At 68.8% G+C, this 19,990-nt stretch carries 15 protein-coding genes and 1 pseudogene; 1 reads left to right on the top strand and 15 read right to left on the bottom strand.

Going from position 1 to position 19,990, the window contains the following annotated elements:
• The 9 genes and pseudogenes from rplB to rpsL form a co-directional block, all read right to left on the bottom strand.
• Nucleotides 1-834 carry a 50S ribosomal protein L2 gene (gene rplB, locus BGP03_RS03485; RefSeq protein ID WP_296369588.1) on the bottom strand — a complete coding sequence of 278 codons (834 nt, stop codon included), beginning with the start codon at nt 832-834 and terminating at the stop codon, nt 1-3.
• 16 nt (nt 835-850) lie between these two features.
• Entirely contained in the window at nt 851-1,150 is a 300-nt protein-coding gene (gene rplW, locus BGP03_RS03480) for a 50S ribosomal protein L23 (RefSeq protein WP_296369587.1), read from the bottom strand.
• A 263-nt stretch (nt 1,151-1,413) separates the two neighbouring features.
• Nucleotides 1,414-2,046 (bottom strand): annotated as a pseudogene (gene rplD / locus BGP03_RS03475) (50S ribosomal protein L4); the annotation flags it as partial.
• Nucleotides 2,043-2,699, bottom strand: a complete 657-nt coding sequence (rplC, locus tag BGP03_RS03470) for a 50S ribosomal protein L3 (protein ID WP_296369585.1) — start codon at nt 2,697-2,699, stop codon at nt 2,043-2,045. The gene rplC and the pseudogene rplD, both read right to left, overlap by 4 nt.
• Nucleotides 2,700-2,713: 14 nt before the next feature.
• Entirely contained in the window at nt 2,714-3,019 is a 306-nt protein-coding gene (gene rpsJ / locus BGP03_RS03465; protein WP_040804197.1) for a 30S ribosomal protein S10, read from the bottom strand.
• A 282-nt stretch (nt 3,020-3,301) separates the two neighbouring features.
• Nucleotides 3,302-4,495, bottom strand: a complete 1,194-nt coding sequence (gene tuf / locus BGP03_RS03460; RefSeq protein WP_296369577.1) for an elongation factor Tu — start codon at nt 4,493-4,495, stop codon at nt 3,302-3,304.
• A gap of 125 nt (nt 4,496-4,620) precedes the next feature.
• Nucleotides 4,621-6,723 (bottom strand): elongation factor G, encoded by a 2,103-nt coding sequence (gene fusA / locus BGP03_RS03455; protein ID WP_296369575.1) that lies wholly within the window; start codon nt 6,721-6,723, stop codon nt 4,621-4,623.
• A gap of 42 nt (nt 6,724-6,765) precedes the next feature.
• A complete protein-coding gene (rpsG, locus tag BGP03_RS03450; RefSeq protein ID WP_296369573.1) occupies nt 6,766-7,236 on the bottom strand; it encodes a 30S ribosomal protein S7 in 471 nt (156 codons plus the stop codon).
• On the bottom strand, nt 7,236-7,610 hold the full coding sequence (gene rpsL, locus BGP03_RS03445) for a 30S ribosomal protein S12 (protein WP_296369571.1): 375 nt from the start codon (nt 7,608-7,610) through the stop codon (nt 7,236-7,238). Before rpsL ends, rpsG begins: the two co-directional genes overlap by 1 nt.
• A gap of 435 nt (nt 7,611-8,045) precedes the next feature.
• Between rpsL and BGP03_RS03440 the strand changes: the two genes are divergently transcribed.
• Nucleotides 8,046-8,942, top strand: a complete 897-nt coding sequence (locus tag BGP03_RS03440) for an alpha/beta hydrolase (protein WP_298799139.1) — start codon at nt 8,046-8,048, stop codon at nt 8,940-8,942.
• Nucleotides 8,943-9,022: 80 nt separating this feature from the next.
• Here BGP03_RS03440 and BGP03_RS03435 read toward each other — a convergent pair whose 3' ends face one another.
• From BGP03_RS03435 to BGP03_RS03410, 6 genes are all read right to left on the bottom strand, one after another.
• Nucleotides 9,023-12,946: a DNA-directed RNA polymerase subunit beta' gene (locus tag BGP03_RS03435; protein WP_296369567.1), complete on the bottom strand. Its 3,924-nt coding sequence runs from the start codon at nt 12,944-12,946 to the stop codon at nt 9,023-9,025.
• A gap of 52 nt (nt 12,947-12,998) precedes the next feature.
• Nucleotides 12,999-16,514: a DNA-directed RNA polymerase subunit beta gene (gene rpoB / locus BGP03_RS03430; RefSeq protein WP_298800301.1), complete on the bottom strand. Its 3,516-nt coding sequence runs from the start codon at nt 16,512-16,514 to the stop codon at nt 12,999-13,001.
• A 662-nt stretch (nt 16,515-17,176) separates the two neighbouring features.
• Nucleotides 17,177-17,566 (bottom strand): 50S ribosomal protein L7/L12, encoded by a 390-nt coding sequence (gene rplL, locus BGP03_RS03425; protein WP_296369564.1) that lies wholly within the window; start codon nt 17,564-17,566, stop codon nt 17,177-17,179.
• Between the two features lie 47 nt (nt 17,567-17,613).
• A complete protein-coding gene (gene rplJ / locus BGP03_RS03420) occupies nt 17,614-18,207 on the bottom strand; it encodes a 50S ribosomal protein L10 (protein ID WP_296369562.1) in 594 nt (197 codons plus the stop codon).
• A gap of 271 nt (nt 18,208-18,478) precedes the next feature.
• A complete protein-coding gene (locus BGP03_RS03415) occupies nt 18,479-19,339 on the bottom strand; it encodes a hypothetical protein (protein WP_296369560.1) in 861 nt (286 codons plus the stop codon).
• A gap of 47 nt (nt 19,340-19,386) precedes the next feature.
• Nucleotides 19,387-19,968 (bottom strand): hypothetical protein, encoded by a 582-nt coding sequence (locus BGP03_RS03410; protein ID WP_298800300.1) that lies wholly within the window; start codon nt 19,966-19,968, stop codon nt 19,387-19,389.
• Between the last annotated feature and the right edge of the window lie 22 nt (nt 19,969-19,990).

The following is a 19,990-nucleotide window of genomic DNA, read 5'->3' as shown; positions in this document are numbered from 1 at the left end:
TCAGCGCTTCTTGCCGGTACGCCGGCGGCGGACGATCAACTTGTCGGACGGCTTGGTGCGGCGGGTACGGCCCTCGGGCTTACCTGCGGGGTTGACCGGGTGGCGACCACCGGAGGTCTTGCCCTCACCACCACCGTGCGGGTGGTCGACCGGGTTCATGGCGACACCACGGACGGTCGGGCGCTTGCCCTTCCACCGCATGCGGCCTGCCTTGCCCCAGTTGATGTTCGAGTGGTCGGAGTTGCCGACCTCACCGATCGTGGCGCGGCAGCGCACGTCGACGTTGCGGATCTCGCCGGACGGCAGGCGGAGCTGCGCGTACGGGCCGTCCTTGGCCACCAGCTGCACCTTGGCACCGGCGGACCGGGCCATCTTGGCGCCGCCACCGGGCCGGAGCTCGATCGCGTGGATCACGGTACCGGTGGGGATGTTGCGCAGCGGCAGGTTGTTGCCCACCTTGATGTCGGCCTTGGGGCCGGCCTCGACGCTGTCGCCCTGCTTCAGCTTGTCCGGCGCGATGATGTAGCGCTTCTCGCCGTCCGCGTAGTGCAGGAGCGCGATCCGCGAGGTGCGGTTCGGGTCGTACTCGATCTCGGCGACCTTGGCCGGCACGCCGTCCTTGTCGTTCCGGCGGAAGTCGATCAGCCGGTACGCGCGCTTGTGGCCACCGCCCTGGTGGCGGGTGGTGATGCGCCCGTGTGCGTTGCGACCGCCCTTGCTGTGCAGGGGACGGATCAGCGACTTCTCCGGCGTGGACCGAGTGATCTCGGCGAAGTCGGAGACGCTGGAGCCGCGGCGGCCCGGGGTCGTCGGCTTGTACTTACGAATGCCCATGTCTACTTACGTCCCTTCAGCTCGCCCGGCCGCCGAAGACGTCGATCGTGTTGCTCTCCTCGGAGAGCGTGACGATCGCGCGCTTCGTGTCCTTGCGCTTGCCGAATCCGGCACGGGAGCGCTTGCGCTTCCCGTTGCGGTTCAGGGTGTTGACGCTGAGCACCTTGACCCCGAACACCTTCTCGACAGCGATCTTGATCTGCGTCTTGTTGGCGTCGGGGCGGACGACGAAGGTGTACTGGCGCTCCTCGAGCAGCCCGTAGCTCTTCTCCGAGACCACCGGCGCCAGCAGGATGTCGCGCGGATCGGGGATCACTTGGTGTCCTCCTTACGCTGCGACGGCGGCAGCTGGAAGCCGGCGGCTTCCGCGGCCTCGGCGGTGGTGAACCAGACCTCCGCCACGGTGCGGGCGTAGAACGAGCTGCCCGGAACGTGGTAGAGCATCGAGTCGGCGTTGCCCTTGACGGGGAAGCCCTCGGGCTGCGATCCGTCGGCGAGCGGGGCGTGGCTGTCGGCGCCGAAGTCGGCGACGGGCTCGGCCGCGGCCGGAGCCTTGGCCAGACCCACGGTCTCGCTCTCCCGCGCGGTGGCCTTCACGGAGCCCTTGGGGGCCGCGATAGGGCCGGCCAGGAACTCGTCGAACGCGGCCTGCGTGAACACGACGACGTCGTTGACGAGCACGTCGTAGGTGTTGAGCTGACCGGGCTCGATCAGGTGCGCGGTGGGGAGGTTGCGCAGGCTCAGCCAGCCGGTCACGTCGTCGCGGTCGAGGACCACGAGCGCGCGGGTGGCGGCGTCACCGGCCACCTCGGCGAGCGCGGTGCGCGCGGCCTTGGTGGAGGGGGTGTCACCCGTGACGATCGACGGCACGACGTGCACGAGGCCGGCACGCGCCCGGTCGGAGAGGGCACCGCGCAGGGCGGCGGCCTTCATCTTCTTGGGCGTCTTCTGCGTGTAGTCCCGGGGCGTGGGGCCGTGCGAGATGCCACCACCGGCGAACTGCGGCGCGCGGGTGGAGCCCTGACGGGCGCGACCGGTGCCCTTCTGCCGGTACGGCTTCTTGCCGCCACCGCTGACCTCGGAACGGGTCTTGGTGTCGTGCGTGCCCTGGCGGGCGGCCGCGAGCTGGGCCGTGACCACCTGGTGCATCAGCGCGATGTTCGCGGTCACGTCGAAGACGTGCGCGGGAAGTTCGACCTTCGTGGTGCTCATGCCTTGACACCCGCCTTCGCGGCCGACTTGACGAACAGGAGGCCACCGCGGACACCGGGAACGGCGCCCTTGATCAGCAGCAGGCCGCGCTCGGCGTCCACGCGGTGCACCGTGAGGTTCTGCGTGGTGACGCGGGCGACGCCCATGCGGCCGGCCATCCGGAGGCCCTTGAAGACCCGGCCCGGGGTGGCGCAGCCGCCGATGGAGCCCGGCGAGCGGTGCTTGCGCTGCACACCGTGGCTGGCGCCGAGGCCGTGGAAGCCGTGGCGCTTCATGACGCCCGCGGTGCCCTTGCCCTTGCTGGTGCCGACGACGTCGACAACGGCACCGGCCTCGAACACCTCGGCGGTGATCTCCTGGCCGACGGTGTACTCACCGGCGTCGGTGGTGCGCAGCTCGACCAGGTGCCGGCGCGGCGTGGTGCCCGCCTTGGCGAAGTGGCCGCTGCGCGGCTTGTTGACCCTGCGCGGGTCGATGGCCCCGTAGGCGAACTGGACGGCGACGTAGCCGTCCTTCTCCTCGCTACGGATCTGGGTCACCACGTTCGGGCCCGCCTGGACCACGGTGACCGGGACCACCCGGTTGTTCTCGTCGAAGACCTGGGTCATCCCGAGCTTGGTGCCCAGGATCCCGGTGATCTGCCTTTCGCTCATGAGTTCCGTCAGCCCTACTGGATGTTCACGTCGACGCTGGCCGGAAGGTCGATGCGCATGAGCGCGTCGACCGTCTTGGGCGTCGGGTCGAGGATGTCGATCAGCCGCTTGTGCGTGCGCATCTCGAAGTGCTCACGCGAGTCCTTGTACTTGTGCGGCGAACGAATGACGCAGTAGATGTTCTTCTCCGTCGGCAGCGGCACCGGCCCGACGACCCGAGCGCCCGTACGCGTGACCGTCTCAACGATCTTGCGCGCGGAGGCGTCGATGGCCTCGTGGTCATAGGCCTTCAGCCTGATGCGGATCTTTTGTCCCGCCATGGTCGTCGGTCGTCCTCTTCTTCCTGCCGCTCGTGTACGCGTGCTCCTGGGGGAGGCACACGGGGGCTTTGGCAGCCCTGCCGTGGTGGCTCCGGTCCACGAGGTCGGGCGTGTCGCCCTACTGCCGTCAGACCGGTCCCCCGGAACCTCCGCGCCCCCCGGAGGGGCCGCTCTAGCTCAGGGGCTCACGCCAAGGCCGGTGCGTCCATAGAACGCACCGGCCTCGACGCGCAACCCGTCAAGGATGCCATATCGCGATACGGCACCCCCGACCGGGGGGTGTTACTTGTTGATCTTGATGACCTGGCCGGCGCCGACGGTCCGTCCACCCTCACGGATGGCGAACTGCAGGCCCTCCTCCATGGCGATCGGCTGGATCAGCTTCACGTCCATGGTGGTGTTGTCGCCGGGCATGACCATCTCGGTGCCGCTGGGCAGCGTCACGACGCCGGTGACGTCCGTCGTCCGGAAGTAGAACTGGGGACGGTAGTTGTTGAAGAACGGCGTGTGCCGGCCACCCTCGTCCTTGGACAGGATGTAGACCTGGCCTTCGAACTCGGTGTGCGGCGTGGTGGTGCCGGGCTTGACGATGACCATGCCGCGCTCGACCTGCTCGCGCTTGACGCCGCGGAGCAGCAGCGCCGCGTTGTCGCCGGCACGACCCTCGTCGAGGAACTTCTTGAACATCTCGATGGACGTGGTGGTGGTCTTGAACGACTTCTCGCGGATGCCGACGACCTCCACCTCCTCGTTCACCTTGACGATGCCGCGCTCGATGCGGCCGGTGACGACGGTGCCACGACCCGAGATCGTGAAGACGTCCTCGACGGGCATGAGGAACGGCTTCTCGACGTCGCGCTCCGGCTCCGGGATCGACTCGTCGACCGCGTCCATGAGCTCCATGAGCTTGTCGGCCCACTCCTGGTCGCCCTCGAGCGCCTTGAGCGCCGAGACACGGACGATCGGGAGGTCGTCGCCCGGGTACTCCTGCGACGACAGCAGCTCGCGGACCTCGAGCTCGACGAGCTCCAGGATCTCCTCGTCGTCCACCATGTCGGCCTTGTTCAGCGCGACGACGATGTACGGCACGCCGACCTGGCGGGCGAGCAGCACGTGCTCACGCGTCTGGGGCATGGGGCCGTCGGTGGCGGCGACCACGAGGATGGCGCCGTCCATCTGGGCCGCACCGGTGATCATGTTCTTGATGTAGTCGGCGTGCCCGGGGCAGTCGACGTGCGCGTAGTGGCGCTTCTCGGTCTGGTACTCGACGTGCGCGATCGAGATCGTGATGCCGCGCTGACGCTCCTCGGGAGCCTTGTCGATCTGGTCGAACGCCGACGCGTCGTTCAGCGTCGGGAACTTGTCGTGCAGAACCTTGGTGATGGCCGCCGTCAGCGTGGTCTTACCGTGGTCGATGTGACCGATGGTGCCGATGTTGACGTGCGGCTTGGTCCGCTCGAACTTCGCCTTCGCCACTGGGGGATCCTCCTGGACTGGTACGTGTCCGTCGTGCTGACGGCAGGTCTGTGGGTGGTGCCGGGACGATTGTCCCGGTCACCGACCGCGGGCCCCCGGGAGGGGGGCCCACGGCGGCGCGGGTCTTACTCGCCCGTGGCCTTGGCGATGATCTCCTTGGCCACGTTGGTCGGGACCTCCGCGTAGGAGTCGAAGACCATGGTGTAGTTCGCCCGGCCCTGGGTCCGCGACCGGAGGTCGCCGACGTAGCCGAACATTTCCGACAGCGGGACGAGCGCCTTGACGATCCGGGCGCCGGCCCGCTCCTCCATGGCCTGGATCTGACCACGGCGGGAGTTCAGGTCGCCGATCACATCGCCCATGTAGTCCTCGGGCGTGGTGACCTCGACGGCCATCATCGGCTCGAGCAGGGCCGGGTTGGCCTTGCGCGCAGCCTCCTTGAGAGCCATCGAGCCGGCGACCTTGAACGCCATCTCCGACGAGTCGACCTCGTGGTACTGACCGTCGAGCAGCGTCAGCTTGATGCCGGTCAGCGGGTAGCCCGCGATGACGCCGTACTGCATGGCGTCCTGCGCACCCGCGTCCACGGACGGGATGTACTCCCGCGGGATGCGGCCACCGGAGACCTTGTTGTCGAACTCGTACAGCGCACCGTCGGCCGTGTCGAGCGGCTCGAGCTTGATGATGACGCGGGCGAACTGGCCCGAACCACCGGTCTGCTTCTTGTGCGTGTACTCGTACTTGTCGACCGTGTTCCGGATGGTCTCGCGGTAGGCCACCTGCGGCTTACCGATGTTGGCCTCGACCTTGTAGTCGGTCTTCATCCGGTTGACCAGCACCTCGAGGTGCAGCTCGCCCATGCCGGCGAGGATGGTCTGGCCACTCTCGTCGTCCTGGGAGACCTGGAAGGTGGGGTCCTCCTCGGCCAGCTTCTGGATCGCGATGCCCAGCTTCTCCTGGTCGGCCTTGGTCTTGGGCTCCACCGCGACCTGGATCACCGGGTCCGGGAACGACATCGACTCGAGGACGATGGGGTTCTGCGGGTCCGACAGCGTCTCGCCGGTGGTGGTGTCCTTGAGCCCGGTGACCGCGTAGATGTGGCCGGCCTGGGCCTCGTCGACCGGGTTCTCCTTGTTGGACTGCATCTGGAAGAACTTCCCGATGCGTTCCTTGCGGTCCTTGGTCGAGTTGATGACCTGGGCGCCCGCGGCGACCTTGCCCGAGTAGACCCGGATGTAGGTGAGCTTGCCGAAGAACGGGTGTGCGGCGATCTTGAACGCGAGGGCTGAGAACGGCTCGCTGACGTCGGGCTTGCGGCTCGCGGCCGTCTCGCCGTCCTGCAGCGTGCCCTCGACCGGCGGGACGTCCAGCGGCGACGGCAGGTAGTCGATGACCGCGTCGAGCATGGGCTGGACGCCCTTGTTCTTGTACGCGGAACCGCAGAGCACCGGGTAGGCCGCACGATCGTTCACGATCTTGCGGATGCCGTGCTTGATCTGCTCGACCGTGAACTCCTCGCCACCGAGGTAGAGCTCCATGAGGTCGTCGTCGGTCTCGGCGACGGCCTCGACGAGGGCCAGCCGGTACTCGGCGGCCTTCTCGGCGAGATCGGCCGGGATCGCCTCGACGGTGTAGTCCTCACCGATCTTGACCTCGCCGCGCCACGTGAGCGCGCGCATCTCGACCAGGTCGACGACGCCGATGAAGTCGTTCTCGGAGCCGATCGGCAGCTGCAGCGGCAGCGGCTTGGCACCGAGACGGTCCTGGATCGTCTGCACGGTGAAGTAGAAGTCGGCGCCCAGCTTGTCCATCTTGTTGACGAAGCAGATGCGCGGGACGTCGTACTTGGTGGCCTGGCGCCAGACCTGCTCGGACTGGGGCTCGACACCTTCCTTGCCGTCGAAGACCGCGACCGCGCCGTCGAGGACGCGCAGCGAGCGCTCGACCTCGACCGTGAAGTCGACGTGACCCGGCGTGTCGATGATGTTGATCTGGTGGTTCTTCCAGAAGCAGGTGATCGCGGCGGACGTGATCGTGATGCCGCGCTTCTGCTCCTCCTCCATCCAGTCCATCGTCGCCGCACCGTCGTGCACCTCACCGATCTTGTAGTTCAGACCGGTGTAGAACAGGATGCGCTCGGTGGTGGTGGTCTTGCCGGCGTCGATGTGGGCCATGATGCCGATGTTGCGGACCTTGCCCAGGTCCTTCAGCACTTCTTGTGCTGCCACAGCTTCAGCTCTCCCTCGAGTTGGCGATCGACGGTCGGCCGGTCACCAGCGGTAGTGGGCGAAGGCCTTGTTGGACTCCGCCATCTTGTGCATGTCCTCGCGCCGCTTCACAGCAGCGCCCAGACCGTTGCTCGCGTCGAGGAGCTCGTTCATGAGCCGCTCGACCATGGTCTTCTCGCGACGCTGGCCGGCGTACGACACCAGCCAGCGCAGGCCCAGCGTGGTCTGCCGGACGGCGCGGACCTCGACGGGCACCTGGTACGTGGCGCCACCGACGCGGCGGCTGCGCACCTCCAGGGCCGGCTTGACGTTGTCCAGCGCGCGTTTGAGCGTGACGACCGGGTCGGCGCCGGTCTTCTCGCGGGTGCCCTCGAGGGCGGCGTAGACGATGCGCTCGGCGATCGAACGCTTGCCGTCCTTGAGGACCTTGTTCACCAGCTGGGTGACCAGCGGTGCACCGTAGACCGGGTCGGAGACCAGTGGACGCTTGGGAGCGGGACCCTTGCGAGGCATCAGCTCTTCTCCTTCTTCGCGCCGTACCGGCTGCGAGCCTGCTTGCGGTTCTTGACGCCCTGGGTGTCCAGCGACCCCCGGACGATCTTGTAACGGACGCCGGGAAGGTCCTTCACACGACCACCGCGGACCAGGACGATGGAGTGCTCCTGGAGGTTGTGGCCCTCACCCGGGATGTAGGCCGTGATCTCCATCTGGCTGCTCAGCTTGACGCGAGCGACCTTGCGAAGCGCGGAGTTCGGCTTCTTCGGCGTCGTGGTGTAGACGCGCGTGCACACCCCGCGGCGCTGGGGGCTTCCCTTGAGCGCGGCCGTCTTGGTCTTGGTGGCCTTGTCCTGACGGCCCTTGCGGACCAGCTGCTGGATCGTGGGCATGAACCGTCTACTTCTTCCCGTCGGCGTGCTGTGGCTTGTGGTGCTGGTCGTGCTGTGGGGAGACCGGTTGCACCGGCCGCCCTCCCCCGAGGTCGGGCGTGTCGCACCCCACGGGACTCACGACCGGGGATCGGGGAGACCTCACGGGTGAGCCTCAGGGGCCCGCATGCCCGACGAATCGACCGCAGGGCACACAGATCGGCCCGACCGAAGTCGAGCGCAAGACCACAGAGTACCCGCCCCGCGGAATGGGGGTCAAAACGGGTACTGGTCAGCACCTGCCGGTGAAGGCAGAGTGCCGCAACAGCGGGCGCGCCGCAAGGGACTCGCCGCCCTTCACCGCCAGATGGTCCCGTTCATCGCGGCTGACCACCCGTTCGTCGTGTTCACCTGACCTCCCTCCTGCCGCTCCGCCCCAGTGGCTACTTTCCGGTAGTGCATCTGCCCACATCCGCCGTCCGGCTGATGACGCGTGGCGTCGTCGCCCCCCTGCTCGGTCCCCGGCTGCCGCTGCCCGTCCGGCGCCGACTGCTGTCGGCCACGGGCCTCGGGCTGCCCCTGCCCCGCGGGACCCGCCGCAGCCGCACCTCGCTGGGCGGGGTGCCCACCCTGCGCGTGACCGCCGCCGACGCCATCGGGCCGCAGCAGGTGCTGTACCTGCACGGCGGCGGGTACATCAGCGGCTCCCCGGCGTCGCACCTCGCGCTGCTCGCCGGTCTCAGCCGGAGCGCGGGCGCCCCGGTGCACGCACCGGACTACCGGCTGGCCCCGGAACACCCGTTCCCGGCCGCCCTGGACGACGCAGTGGCGGCCTACCGCGCACTGCGCGCCGCGGGTCACCCGGCACGACGCATCGCGGTGGCCGGGGATTCCGCGGGTGGCGGGCTCACGATGAGCCTGCTGCTGCGCCTGCGCGCGCTCGGCGAGGAGCTCCCCGGATCGATCGGGCTCATCTCCCCCTGGCTCGACCTCGACCTGCGCTCCCCCGCCGTACAGGCCAACAGGGACACCGACGCGATGCTCGACCCGGACTGGCTCCCGCTGGCCGCCGAGGACTACCGGGCCGGCTCCGACGCCCCCGAGCTCCGCCCCCTGGAGGCGGACCTCGCGGGCCTGCCGCCGGTGCACGTCGTGGCCGGCGCCGACGAGGTCCTGGTCGGCGACGCCGACGCGTTCGTCGACCGGGCGAAGGCTGCCGGCGTCGAGGTGACCTACCGCCGCGAACCGGGCATGTGGCACGCCTACCTGGTCTTCGCCGGCCTGCTGGCCGAGGCCGACGTGGCGGTGGCCGAACTGGGAGCCGCATTCCGCTCAGACTGCACCCCCACCTGACGAACGACGAACGGGGCCGGCCACCTCCACGGGAGAGAGGTGACCGGCCCCGTCCAGGACCGTCTTCGAGCTCGGGCTACCTAGCGGTAGTCGCGGCCGAAGTCGTAGTCGTCCAGCGGCACCGCGGCACCGGTGCCCGTACCGAACACGTCGGGGCTGTAGTAGCCGTCGTCGTAGCTCGGCAGCGCGTAGGCGGCCGCGCGGGCCTCCTCCGTGGGCTGCACCTGGATGTTGCGGTACCGGCCGATCCCCGTACCGGCGGGGATCAGCTTTCCGATGATCACGTTCTCCTTGAGCCCGACGAGCTTGTCGCGCTTTCCGTTGATCGCGGCATCGGTGAGGATCCGGGTGGTCTCCTGGAACGAGGCGGCGGACAGCCACGACTCGGTGGCCAGCGAGGCCTTCGTGATCCCCATGAGCACCGGACGACCGGAGGCGGGCTCGCCGCCCTCGGCCACGACACGCCGGTTCTGCGCCTCGAAGTCGGTGCGCTCGGCGAGCGAGCCGGGCAGGAACTCCGTGGCGCCCGAGTCGATGATCGTGACCCGGCGCAGCATCTGCCGGATGATCACCTCGATGTGCTTGTCGTGGATGTCCACGCTCTGCGTGCGGTACACCTTCTGCACCTCACGCGTGAGGTGCAGCTGCACCTCGCGCGGACCCATGACCCGCAGCACCTCGTGCGGGTTGGCCGTGCCCTCGAGCAGCAGCTGCCCGACGTGCACGTGGTCGCCGTCGGCCAGCGGACGCTCCTGGCCGTCGACCACCGTCATGGCCAGCCACTGCCGCTTGGACAGCTTCTCGTAGACGATCTCCTCGCCCCCGTCGTCCGGGGTGAGGGTGATCTTCCAGAAGCGGTCACCGTCCTCGATGGAGATGCGGCCGTCGACGTCGGCGATGGGCGCCATGCCCTTCGGGACCCGGGCCTCGAACAGCTCCTGGACACGCGGCAGACCGGTGGTGATGTCGTCGCCCGCCACACCACCGGTGTGGAAGGTGCGCATCGTGAGCTGGGTTCCCGGCTCACCGATCGACTGCGCCGCGACGATGCCGACGGCCTCGCCGACGTCCACCAGCTTGCCGGTGGCCATCGAGCGGCCGTAGCACATGCCGCAGATGCCGCTGGCGGACATGCAGGTCAGCGGGCTGCGGACCTTGATGGTCTTGACGCCGGCCTCGACGAGAGCGGCCAGCGCCGGGTCGCCCAGGTCGCCACCCTTCTCGACGATGACGTTGCCGGCCGCGTCGCGGACCTCCTCCGCGGAGCACCGTGCGTAGATGCTCGTGCGGATGTAGCGGTGCGCGATGCGCTTGCCGCCCGCGCCCTCCTCGGTGACCGCCATCGAGACGCTGCGCTCGGTGCCGCAGTCGACCTCGCGGACGATGACGTCCTGCGACACGTCCACCAGACGACGGGTCAGGTAACCCGAGTCGGCGGTGCGCAGCGCGGTGTCGGCGAGGCCCTTGCGCGTGCCGTGCGTGGAGATGAAGTACTCCAGCACCGACAGGCCCTCACGGAAGTTGGCCTTGATCGGACGGGGGATGTACTCACCCTTCGGGTTGGCCACCAGACCACGCATACCGGCGAGCTGCCGGACCTGGGTCATGTTGCCCGCCGCGCCGGACGCCACGATCGTGGGGATCGGGTTGTCCTCGGGGAAGTTCTCCTCCATGGCCCGGGCGACCTCTTCGGACGCCTGGGTCCAGATCTTGACCATCTCGTCGTTGCGCTCCTGGTGGGACAGGGCCCCGCGCAGGTAGCGCTTGTCGACCTGGAGCGCCTTGGCCTCGTAGCCGTCGAGGATCTCCTGCTTGTTCGGCGGCACGACGACATCGGAGATGGCGATCGTGACCCCGGAGCGGGTGGCCCAGTAGAAGCCGGCGTCCTTGAGGCGGTCGAGGCACTGCGCGACCTCGGTCATCGAGTAGCGCTCGGCCAGATCGTTGATGATCGCGGCCTGACGCTTCTTCGGCAGGATCTCGTTGACGAACGGGTAGTCCACCGGGAGCAGCTCGTTGAACAGCACGCGCCCGAGAGTGGTCTCGGCCAGGTACTGCTCGCCGGGCTGCCAGCCCTTCTCGACCAGCGCCGGCACGACGTCGGCCGGGGGGACCACACCGCGCAGGCGGATCTTGATGGGGGCCTGCAGGTGGAGCGCCTTGCGGTCGTAGGCCATGATCGCCTCGGCCACGGTGCCGTAGACGCCACCCTCGCCGGGCGTGCCCTCGCGCAGCTTCGACAGGTGGTAGATGCCCGTGACCATGTCCAGACGCGGCATGGCCAGCGGACGACCCGACGCCGGCGACAGGATGTTGTTCGACGACAGCATCAGCACACGTGCCTCGGACTGCGCCTCGGCCGACAGCGGCAGGTGCACCGCCATCTGGTCACCGTCGAAGTCGGCGTTGAACGCCTCGCAGACCAGCGGGTGCAGCTGGATGGCCTTGCCCTCCACCAGCTGCGGCTCGAAGGCCTGGATGCCGAGGCGGTGCAGGGTCGGTGCGCGGTTGAGCAGCACCGGGTGCTCGGAGATGACCTCTTCGAGCACGTCCCACACCTGCGAGCGGCCGCGCTCGACCATGCGCTTCGCGGACTTGATGTTCTGCGCGTGGTTGAGGTCGACCAGCCGCTTCATGACGAACGGCTTGAACAGCTCCAGCGCCATCTGCTTGGGCAGACCGCACTGGTGCAGCTTGAGCTGCGGGCCGACGACGATGACCGAACGGCCGGAGTAGTCGACGCGCTTGCCGAGCAGGTTCTGGCGGAACCGGCCCTGCTTGCCCTTGAGCAGGTCGGACAGCGACTTGAGCGGCCGGTTGCCCGGGCCCGTCACCGGCCGGCCGCGGCGGCCGTTGTCGAACAGCGCGTCGACGGCCTCCTGCAGCATCCGCTTCTCGTTGTTGACGATGATCTCGGGCGCGCCGAGGTCGATCAGTCGCTTGAGGCGGTTGTTGCGGTTGATCACGCGGCGGTACAGGTCGTTGAGGTCGGACGTGGCGAACCGGCCACCGTCGAGCTGCACCATGGGGCGCAGGTCCGGCGGGATGACCGGGACGCAGTCGAGCACCATGCCCATGGGGCTGTTGCCCGTCATCTGGAACGCCGCGACGACCTTGAGGCGCTTGAGGGCACGGAGCTTCTTCTGCCCCTTGCCGCTGCGGATGGTCTCCCGCAGGTTCTCGGCCTCGGCCGGGATGTCGAAGTTCTGCAGCAGCGTCTGGATCGCCTCGGCGCCCATGGCGCCGGTGAAGTAGTCGCCGTACCGGTCGTAGAGCTCCCGGTAGATCGACTCGTCGGCGATGAGCTGCTGCACGTCGAGCTTGGTGAACGCGGTCCAGATCTCGTCGAGCCGGTCCAGCTCGCGCTGGGCCCGGTCACGGAGCTGGCGCATCTCGCGCTCGCCACCCTCCTTGACCTTGCGCCGGACGTCGCTCTTGGCGCCCTCCGCCTCGAGCTCGGCGATGTCGGCCTCGAGCTTCTGGGCCCGGGCCTCCAGGTCACCGTCGCGGCGGTTCTCGACCCGCTTGCGCTCCACGCTCATCTCGGTCTCGAGCGTGGACAGGTCGTTGTGCCGCAGCTCCTTGTTGACCGACGTGATCACGTAGGCCGCGAAGTAGATGATCTTCTCGAGGTCCTTGGGCGCCAGGTCGAGCAGGTAACCCAGCCGGCTGGGCACACCCTTGAAGTACCAGATGTGCGTGACCGGTGCGGCCAGCTCGATGTGACCCATCCGCTCACGACGCACCTTGGCGCGCGTGACCTCCACACCGCAGCGCTCGCAGATGATGCCCTTGAAGCGGACGCGCTTGTACTTGCCGCAGTAGCACTCCCAGTCCCGGGTGGGGCCGAAGATCTTCTCGCAGAAGAGTCCGTCCTTCTCGGGCTTGAGCGTGCGGTAGTTGATGGTCTCGGGCTTCTTGACCTCACCGTGCGACCACTGGCGGATGTCCTCCGCGGTGGCAAGGCCGATGCGCAGTTCGTCGAAGAAGTTGACGTCGAGCACTATGTGTCCTCAGTTCCTTCGTAAATCGGCTCGGGCGCGGGATCAGTTGGCATCAATTGACAACGTCGTCGACGGTCATCGACTCGGAACCGGGGCGGCTGGACAGGTTGATGCCCAGGTTCGCCGCGGCCCGCTCGAGGTCCTCGTCGTCGCTGTCGTGCATTTCGATCGCCGCGCCGTCGCTGGAGAGCACCTCGACGTTCAGGCAGAGCGACTGGAGCTCCTTCAGGAGAACCTTGAAGGACTCCGGGATGCCCGGCTCCGGGATGTTCTCGCCCTTGACGATCGCCTCGTAGACCTTGACCCGGCCCACGACGTCGTCGGACTTGATCGTCAGCAGTTCCTGCAGCGTGTACGCCGCGCCGTAGGCCTGCATCGCCCAGCACTCCATCTCGCCGAACCGCTGGCCACCGAACTGGGCCTTACCGCCCAGGGGCTGCTGCGTGATCATCGAGTAGGGGCCCGTGGACCGAGCGTGGATCTTGTCGTCCACCAGGTGGAGCAGCTTCAGGATGTACATGTAGCCGACGGCCACCGGGAACGGGTAGGGCTCCCCGGAACGGCCGTCCATCAGGACCGCCTTGCCGTCGCCCTTGACCATCCGCTCGCCGTCGCGGTTGGGCAGAGTGGACCCGAGCAGACCCGTGATCTCGTGCTCCTTGGCGCCATCGAAGACCGGGGTGGCGGTCTTCGTACCGGCGGGCACGGAGTAGAGCTCCTCGGGCAGCTTGGACGCCCACTCGGGCTTGCCGTCGATCTCCCAGCCCGTCTTGGCGATCCACCCGAGGTGGGTCTCCAGGACCTGGCCGATGTTCATCCGTCGCGGCACACCGTGCGTGTTCAGGATGATGTCGACCGGGGTGCCGTCCGGGAGGAACGGCATGTCCTCGGCGGGGAGGATCTTGCCGATGACGCCCTTGTTGCCGTGGCGGCCGGCGAGCTTGTCACCGTCCTGGATCTTGCGCTTCTGGGCCACGTAGACGCGGACCAGCTCGTTGACGCCGGGCGCCAGCTCGTCCTCGTCGTCGCGGGAGAAGACCCGGATGCCGATGACCTTGCCGGTCTCGCCGTGGGGCACCTTGAGCGAGGTGTCGCGCACCTCGCGCGCCTTCTCACCGAAGATCGCGCGGAGCAGGCGCTCCTCCGGGGTCAGCTCCGTCTCGCCCTTGGGCGTGACCTTGCCGACCAGGATGTCGCCGGGCTGGACCTCGGCACCGATCCGGATGATGCCGCGCTCGTCGAGGTCGGCGAGCACCTCCTCGGAGACGTTCGGGATGTCCCGGGTGATCTCCTCGGCGCCCAGCTTGGTGTCGCGGGCGTCGATCTCGTGCTCCTCGATGTGGATCGACGTGAGCACGTCGTCCTGCACCAGGCGCTGGGAGAGGATGATCGCGTCCTCGTAGTTGTGGCCCTCCCACGGCATGATCGCCACGAGCAGGTTCTTGCCCAGGGCCATCTCGCCGAGCTCGGTGCACGGGCCGTCGGCCAGCACCTGGCCGACCTCGACGCGCGCACCCTCCTCCACGATGGGCTTCTGGTTGGTGCACGTGCCCTGGTTGCTGCGGCGGAACTTGTGCAGCCGGTAGGTGCGGCGCGCGCCGTCGTCGGCCATGACCGTGATGAAGTCGGCGCACAGCTCCTCGACGATGCCGGCCTTCTCGTTGACGACCACGTCGCCCGCGTCGACGGCCGCACGCAGCTCCATGCCCGTGCCGACCAGCGGCGACTCGCTGCGCAGCAGCGGGACGGACTGACGCTGCATGTTGGCGCCCATGAGGGCGCGGTTCGCGTCGTCGTGCTCGAGGAACGGGATCATCGCCGTGGCGACCGACACCATCTGGCGCGGCGAGACGTCGATGTAGTCGACCTGCGTCGGCGGGATGTAGTCGACGTCCCCGCCCTTGCGGCGCACCAGCACGCGCTCGCCGATGAAGTTGCCGTCGTCATCGAGGGGCTCGTTGGCCTGCGCGATGATGAAGCGGTCCTCCTCGTCGGCCGTGAGGTAGTCGATCTGGTCGGTGGCCCGGCCGTCGACGACCTTGCGGTACGGCGACTGGATGAAACCGAACGGGTTGACCTGCGCGAAGCTCGCGAGCGAACCGATCAGGCCGATGTTCGGGCCCTCAGGGGTCTCGATCGGGCACATCCGGCCGTAGTGGCTGGGGTGCACGTCGCGGACCTCGAAGCCGGCGCGCTCACGGGACAGGCCACCCGGGCCCAGCGCGGACAGGCGACGCTTGTGCGTCAGGCCCGCGAGGGGGTTGGTCTGGTCCATGAACTGCGACAGCTGCGACGTGCCGAAGAACTCCTTGATCGCCGCCACGACGGGCCGGATGTTGATCAGGGTCTGCGGCGTGATCGCCTCGACGTCCTGCGTGGTCATCCGCTCGCGGACGACACGCTCCATGCGCGAGAGGCCGACCCGGATCTGGTTCTGGATCAGCTCGCCCACGGTGCGCAGGCGACGGTTGCCGAAGTGGTCGATGTCGTCGGTCTCGACGGGGATCGTGATGCCCGACCCCTCCTCGCCCTCGACCGCGCCGACCGTCATCTCGGTCTCGCCGGCGTGCAGCCGGACGAGGTACTCGATGGTGGTGGCGATGTCGTCCTCGGTCAGCGTGCCGACCGGGTTGGGCGTGGTGAGACCCAGCTTCTTGTTGACCTTGTAGCGGCCCACCTTCGCGAGGTCGTAGCGCTTGTCCTTGAAGAACAGGTTCTCCAGGAGCGTCTGCGCGCTCTCGCGGGTGGGCGGCTCGCCCGGGCGCAGCTTGCGGTAGATGTCGAGCAGGGCCTCGTCCTGCCCGGCGGTGTGGTCCTTCTCGAGCGTGGCGAGCATCGTCTCGGAGAACCCGAAACGCGCGGCGATCTGCTCGGTGGTCCACCCCAGTGCCTTCAGCAGCACCGTGACCGGCTGGCGACGCTTGCGGTCGATGCGGACACCGACGGTGTCGCGCTTGTCGACGTCGAACTCGAGCCAGGCACCGCGGCTCGGGATGACCTTGACCGAGTAGACGTCCTTCTCGGTGGTCTTGTCGATGGCGTGGTCGAAGTAGACGCCCGGGGACCGGACGAGCTGCGACACGACGACACGCTCGGTGCCGTTGATGATGAAGGTGCCCTTGCTCGTCATCACGGGGAAGTCACCCATGAAGACGGTCTGGCTCTTGATCTCACCGGTGGTGTTGTTGGTGAACTCCGCGGTGACGAACAGCGGAGCCGCGTAGGTCATGTCCTTGTCCTTGCACTCCTCCTCCGACGCCTTGACCTCGTCGAAACGAGGATCGGAGAAGGAGAGGGACATGGAGCCCGAGAAGTCCTCGATGGGCGAGATCTCGGTGAGGATGTCCTCGAGACCGCCCATCGGGTTCTCGTCGCCTGCGTCGATCCTCCGCTGGAACCACGCCTCGTCGCCCACGAGCCACTCGAACGACTGCGTCTGCAGGTCGAGCAGATCGGGCACCCGGAGCGGCTCGCGGATCTTCGCGAACGAAACGCGGGTGGGTGCACCGGGGAGGTTCAGGTGGTCCGAGGTGGTCGCGAGGGTCTTGGTGGCGTGCGGCGATGCCAAGATGCGTCCTTCCGGAACTGCGCTCTCGTCTGGCGGGCACCGGGCCCAGCGCGCTACCGTTCCCGTGATCGACCCGGGCGGGAGGTCCGGGCCGACTGCGAGGCGGATGCGGATCGTTCCGGTGCACACCGTCTGTTGTCAGGACGCGGCCTCCGACCAGCCCGGCGCGAGCCAGAGAGCGGTCCGGAATCCCGGGGAGCCATCTGTGCGCGCGCAAAGCTGGACGGAGGCAGCGCAAAGAGGCAGTCTAGCTGCAAACGCAGCGGCTGTCGAGACGGGTCACCAAGGCAACCATCGAGACCTAAGAGTGACGTGACAGGCGCACCGAGTCAAGCCTCTACGCGTCGGTAAGTGGTCCTCCGGGCAGGACGACCGGCACTTTTCGGTGAACGGCAGGTGGATCCCCGTGGCCGGCCCCGACCTCGACTCCGCAGGTCGACCGCCTGCCGGGCCGCTCCGGTCACGGGATCACCGCCGGGCCGTGGTCCCCTCGTCGCCGGCCGGTGGTGCCACCGGTGGCATGTCACGGTGAGCAACCGGGTTCGCGGCCGGCCGGACCGCACCCGGCCGGGTGGGCTCGGCAACGATCCGGCAACGACGAACGGCACGCCCGCCGCAGGGTGCGCGACGAACGTGCCGTTCGGGGTGGAGCGGGCGAGACGTCAGCTCAGGCTGACCTTCGCGCCGGCCTCCTCGAGCTTGGCCTTGGCCGCGTCGGCGGCCGCCTTGTCGACGCCCTCGAGGATCGGCTTGGGGGCCGCCTCGACGAGGTCCTTGGCCTCCTTGAGGCCCAGGCCCGAGACGAGCTCGCGGACGACCTTGATGACCTGGATCTTCTTGTCACCCGCGGCGTCGAGGACGACGTTGAACTCGTCCTTCTCCTCCTCGGCGGGAGCGGCGGCGCCGCCCGCGGCGGGACCGGCGGCGACGGCGACCGGGGCGGCCGCGGTGACGTCGAAGGTCTCCTCGAACTTCTTCACGAACTCCGACAGCTCGATCAGGGTGAGGTCCTTGAAGGCCTCGAGCAGGTCGTCGGTGGACAGCTTCGCCATGGTGGCGTCCTCTTCTCTCAGTGTTCTAACGGCGGTGGGGGTGAAGGTCAGCTCTCGGCGTCGGCCGGAGCCTCGGTGGTGTCAGCAGCCTCGGGGGCGGCCGTGTCGACAGCAGCCGGACCACCCTCCTCCGCACGCTTGTCGGCCAGAGCCTGGGCGAGGCGGGCGACCTGCGACGCCGGAGCGGCGAAGAGACCGGCGGCCTTGGACAGGTTCGCCTTCATCGCGCCGGCCAGCTTGGCCAGCAGCACCTCGCGCGACTCGAGGTCGGCGAGCGAGTTGACCTCGGCGACGGTCAGCGCGCGACCGTCCATGAAGCCACCCTTGATCACCAGGCCCTGGTTGGCCTTCGCGAAGTCCCGCAGCGCCTTGGCGGCGTTGACGGGCTCGCCGGTGACGAACGCGATCGCCGTGGGGCCGACGAGCAGCTGCTCGAGACCCTCGACGCCGGCGTCCTCCGCCGCACGCTTGATCAGCGTGTTCTTGGCGACGCGGTAGGTGGCGTCGTCACCCAGCGAACCGCGCAGGGCGGTCAGCTGGGTCATCGTGAGGCCGCGGTACTCGGTGACCACCGAGGCGGACGCGCCCCGGAACTTGTCGGCGATCTCCGCGACCGCCGTGACCTTGTCGGATCGGGCCATCCTGTGCCTCCTCTCGGTTGTCGTGCCAGACAGTTGTCGTGACAGCTGATCCACCGCGACGAACCCGGGAAGCAGAAACGCCCCGGCGCAGGAGCGCACGGGGCGTGGCGACGCGCAGACGCGTCGATGACCTCGTCCTCCTGCGCGGGTCGTCCGCTGTTGCGGAGCCTTCGTGCGCCCGGCGAGCCGGGCACAGACCTGCGGTCTTCGGTGGAACCGGTCCCGATGCTACGGGACCCGGGGAGGGGGCCGGCGCGCGGCCCCCGCTCCCCTAGTCGGCCTGGACGTCGGAGATCTTCCAGGTGCCGTCGACGAGCTGGCCCGTGACGGTGAGCCGGCCGGCGGCGGCCAGCTGCTGGGGCTGGTTGCCCGCCTGCGCGCGGGTGACCTGCTGGTCCAGGAAGATCACGACGACGGCCTTGTCCCCGTCGATCTCCCGCACCGCCGAGGTGGCGATCGTGGCCGTGACCACGGCCTGCTGCTGGGGAGCGAGCTTGCGGACCTGCCCGAACAGCTGGTTGTACTGGGCCTCGAAGCTCGGGAGGATCACCGCGCGGGCGGCCGCCTCGTTCTGGTCCAGGCGCGCGAAGTCGTAGGAGTACACGGTCTTCACCGCGTCCCCGAGCTGCTGCGTGACCTGCGCGGTGGCGCCGACGTCCACGAGCGCGGTGTTCTGCGCGGCCGGAGTGCTCCGCAGCGCGGCGCCCGCGATGCCGAAGAAGACGGCGGCCGCGGTCAGCACCACCAGCAGCCCGGCCAGGACGAGGGTGGGAACGGTGCGGCGGCGGCGCTCCCCGGTGCGGGGACGCCGCAGCCGGTTGCCCAGCCCCCGCTTCCCGGTGGGCCGGGAGGCGTCGGCGTCGGCGTCGGCGTCGACCGCGTGCTCGGCGGTCCCGTCCTCGGTGGTCTCCGGATCCACGACCGTGCGCTTCAGCAGCCCGACCCGGCCGGAGGCGGTGGCGTGCCCCCCCGCGTCGTGACCGGGGTCCCCGCCCGCGTCGTCGAGCCGGACGTCCTCCTCGTCCGAGACGGGGCGGGCGGCGACGGGGGCGCGGCCGGCGACGCGGGGCCTGCGGATCCCCGCGGCGCGACGGCGGTGGGGCGTGGCGGGCGTGCTGGGGGTGGACGGCATTGCGGGACCTCCTGGTCTCGGCGACCTGGCAGAACTGATGACGTGGATCAGCTGCCGGTGGTGGGCGACCGGACGGGGCTGAGCTTGCTGACCTTCCAACCGGCGTCGGTGCGCGTCATCTCCATCTGGAGGCGCTGCCGGGTGAGGGTGGGCTGCTGGCCCTCGGGGGTGACGGTCACGTCCACCCCGACCAGAACCCGGGCGATACCGGCCCGCTCGTCGAGCTCGCTGACCGCGGCGGACGGCACCGTGGCCACGGTGGCCCGCTTGGAGTCACCGACGGCCTTGGCGTACTCGGCGCGGTTCTGCTTGAACTCGTCGAGGACCGATCCCGTGGAGACCTGCTCCCACTGGTTGAGCCCGTTGTCGACGTCCTTGTAGTTGAGCGTGTTCAGCGCCACCGCGGCCTGCTGGGCTGCGACCAGCGCCGCGTCCCGGTCCCGCGCTAGGGCCAGGGAGCTGCTGTTCAGCGCCAGCACCCAGAGAAGCCCGAGCACGACCGCGGCCACGGCCGCGAGGGCCACGAGCACCGTGAGGGCCCGTCGCGGCGTGATCCGGGGCGGCCGCTTCTCAGCGGCCTCCGGGGCGTCGAGACCATTGGGACGAAGGTCGTCGTCGAGAACCGTCATGGGGGGCTCCAAACAGCCGCCC

The sequence above is a fragment of the Pseudonocardia sp. 73-21 genome, assembly GCF_001899645.1.
In the GTDB taxonomy this organism is placed as follows: Bacteria; Actinomycetota; Actinomycetes; order Mycobacteriales; family Pseudonocardiaceae; genus Pseudonocardia.
The sequence above is the reverse complement of the archived record's forward strand: the minus strand, read 5'-3'. Positions and strand labels throughout refer to the sequence as shown.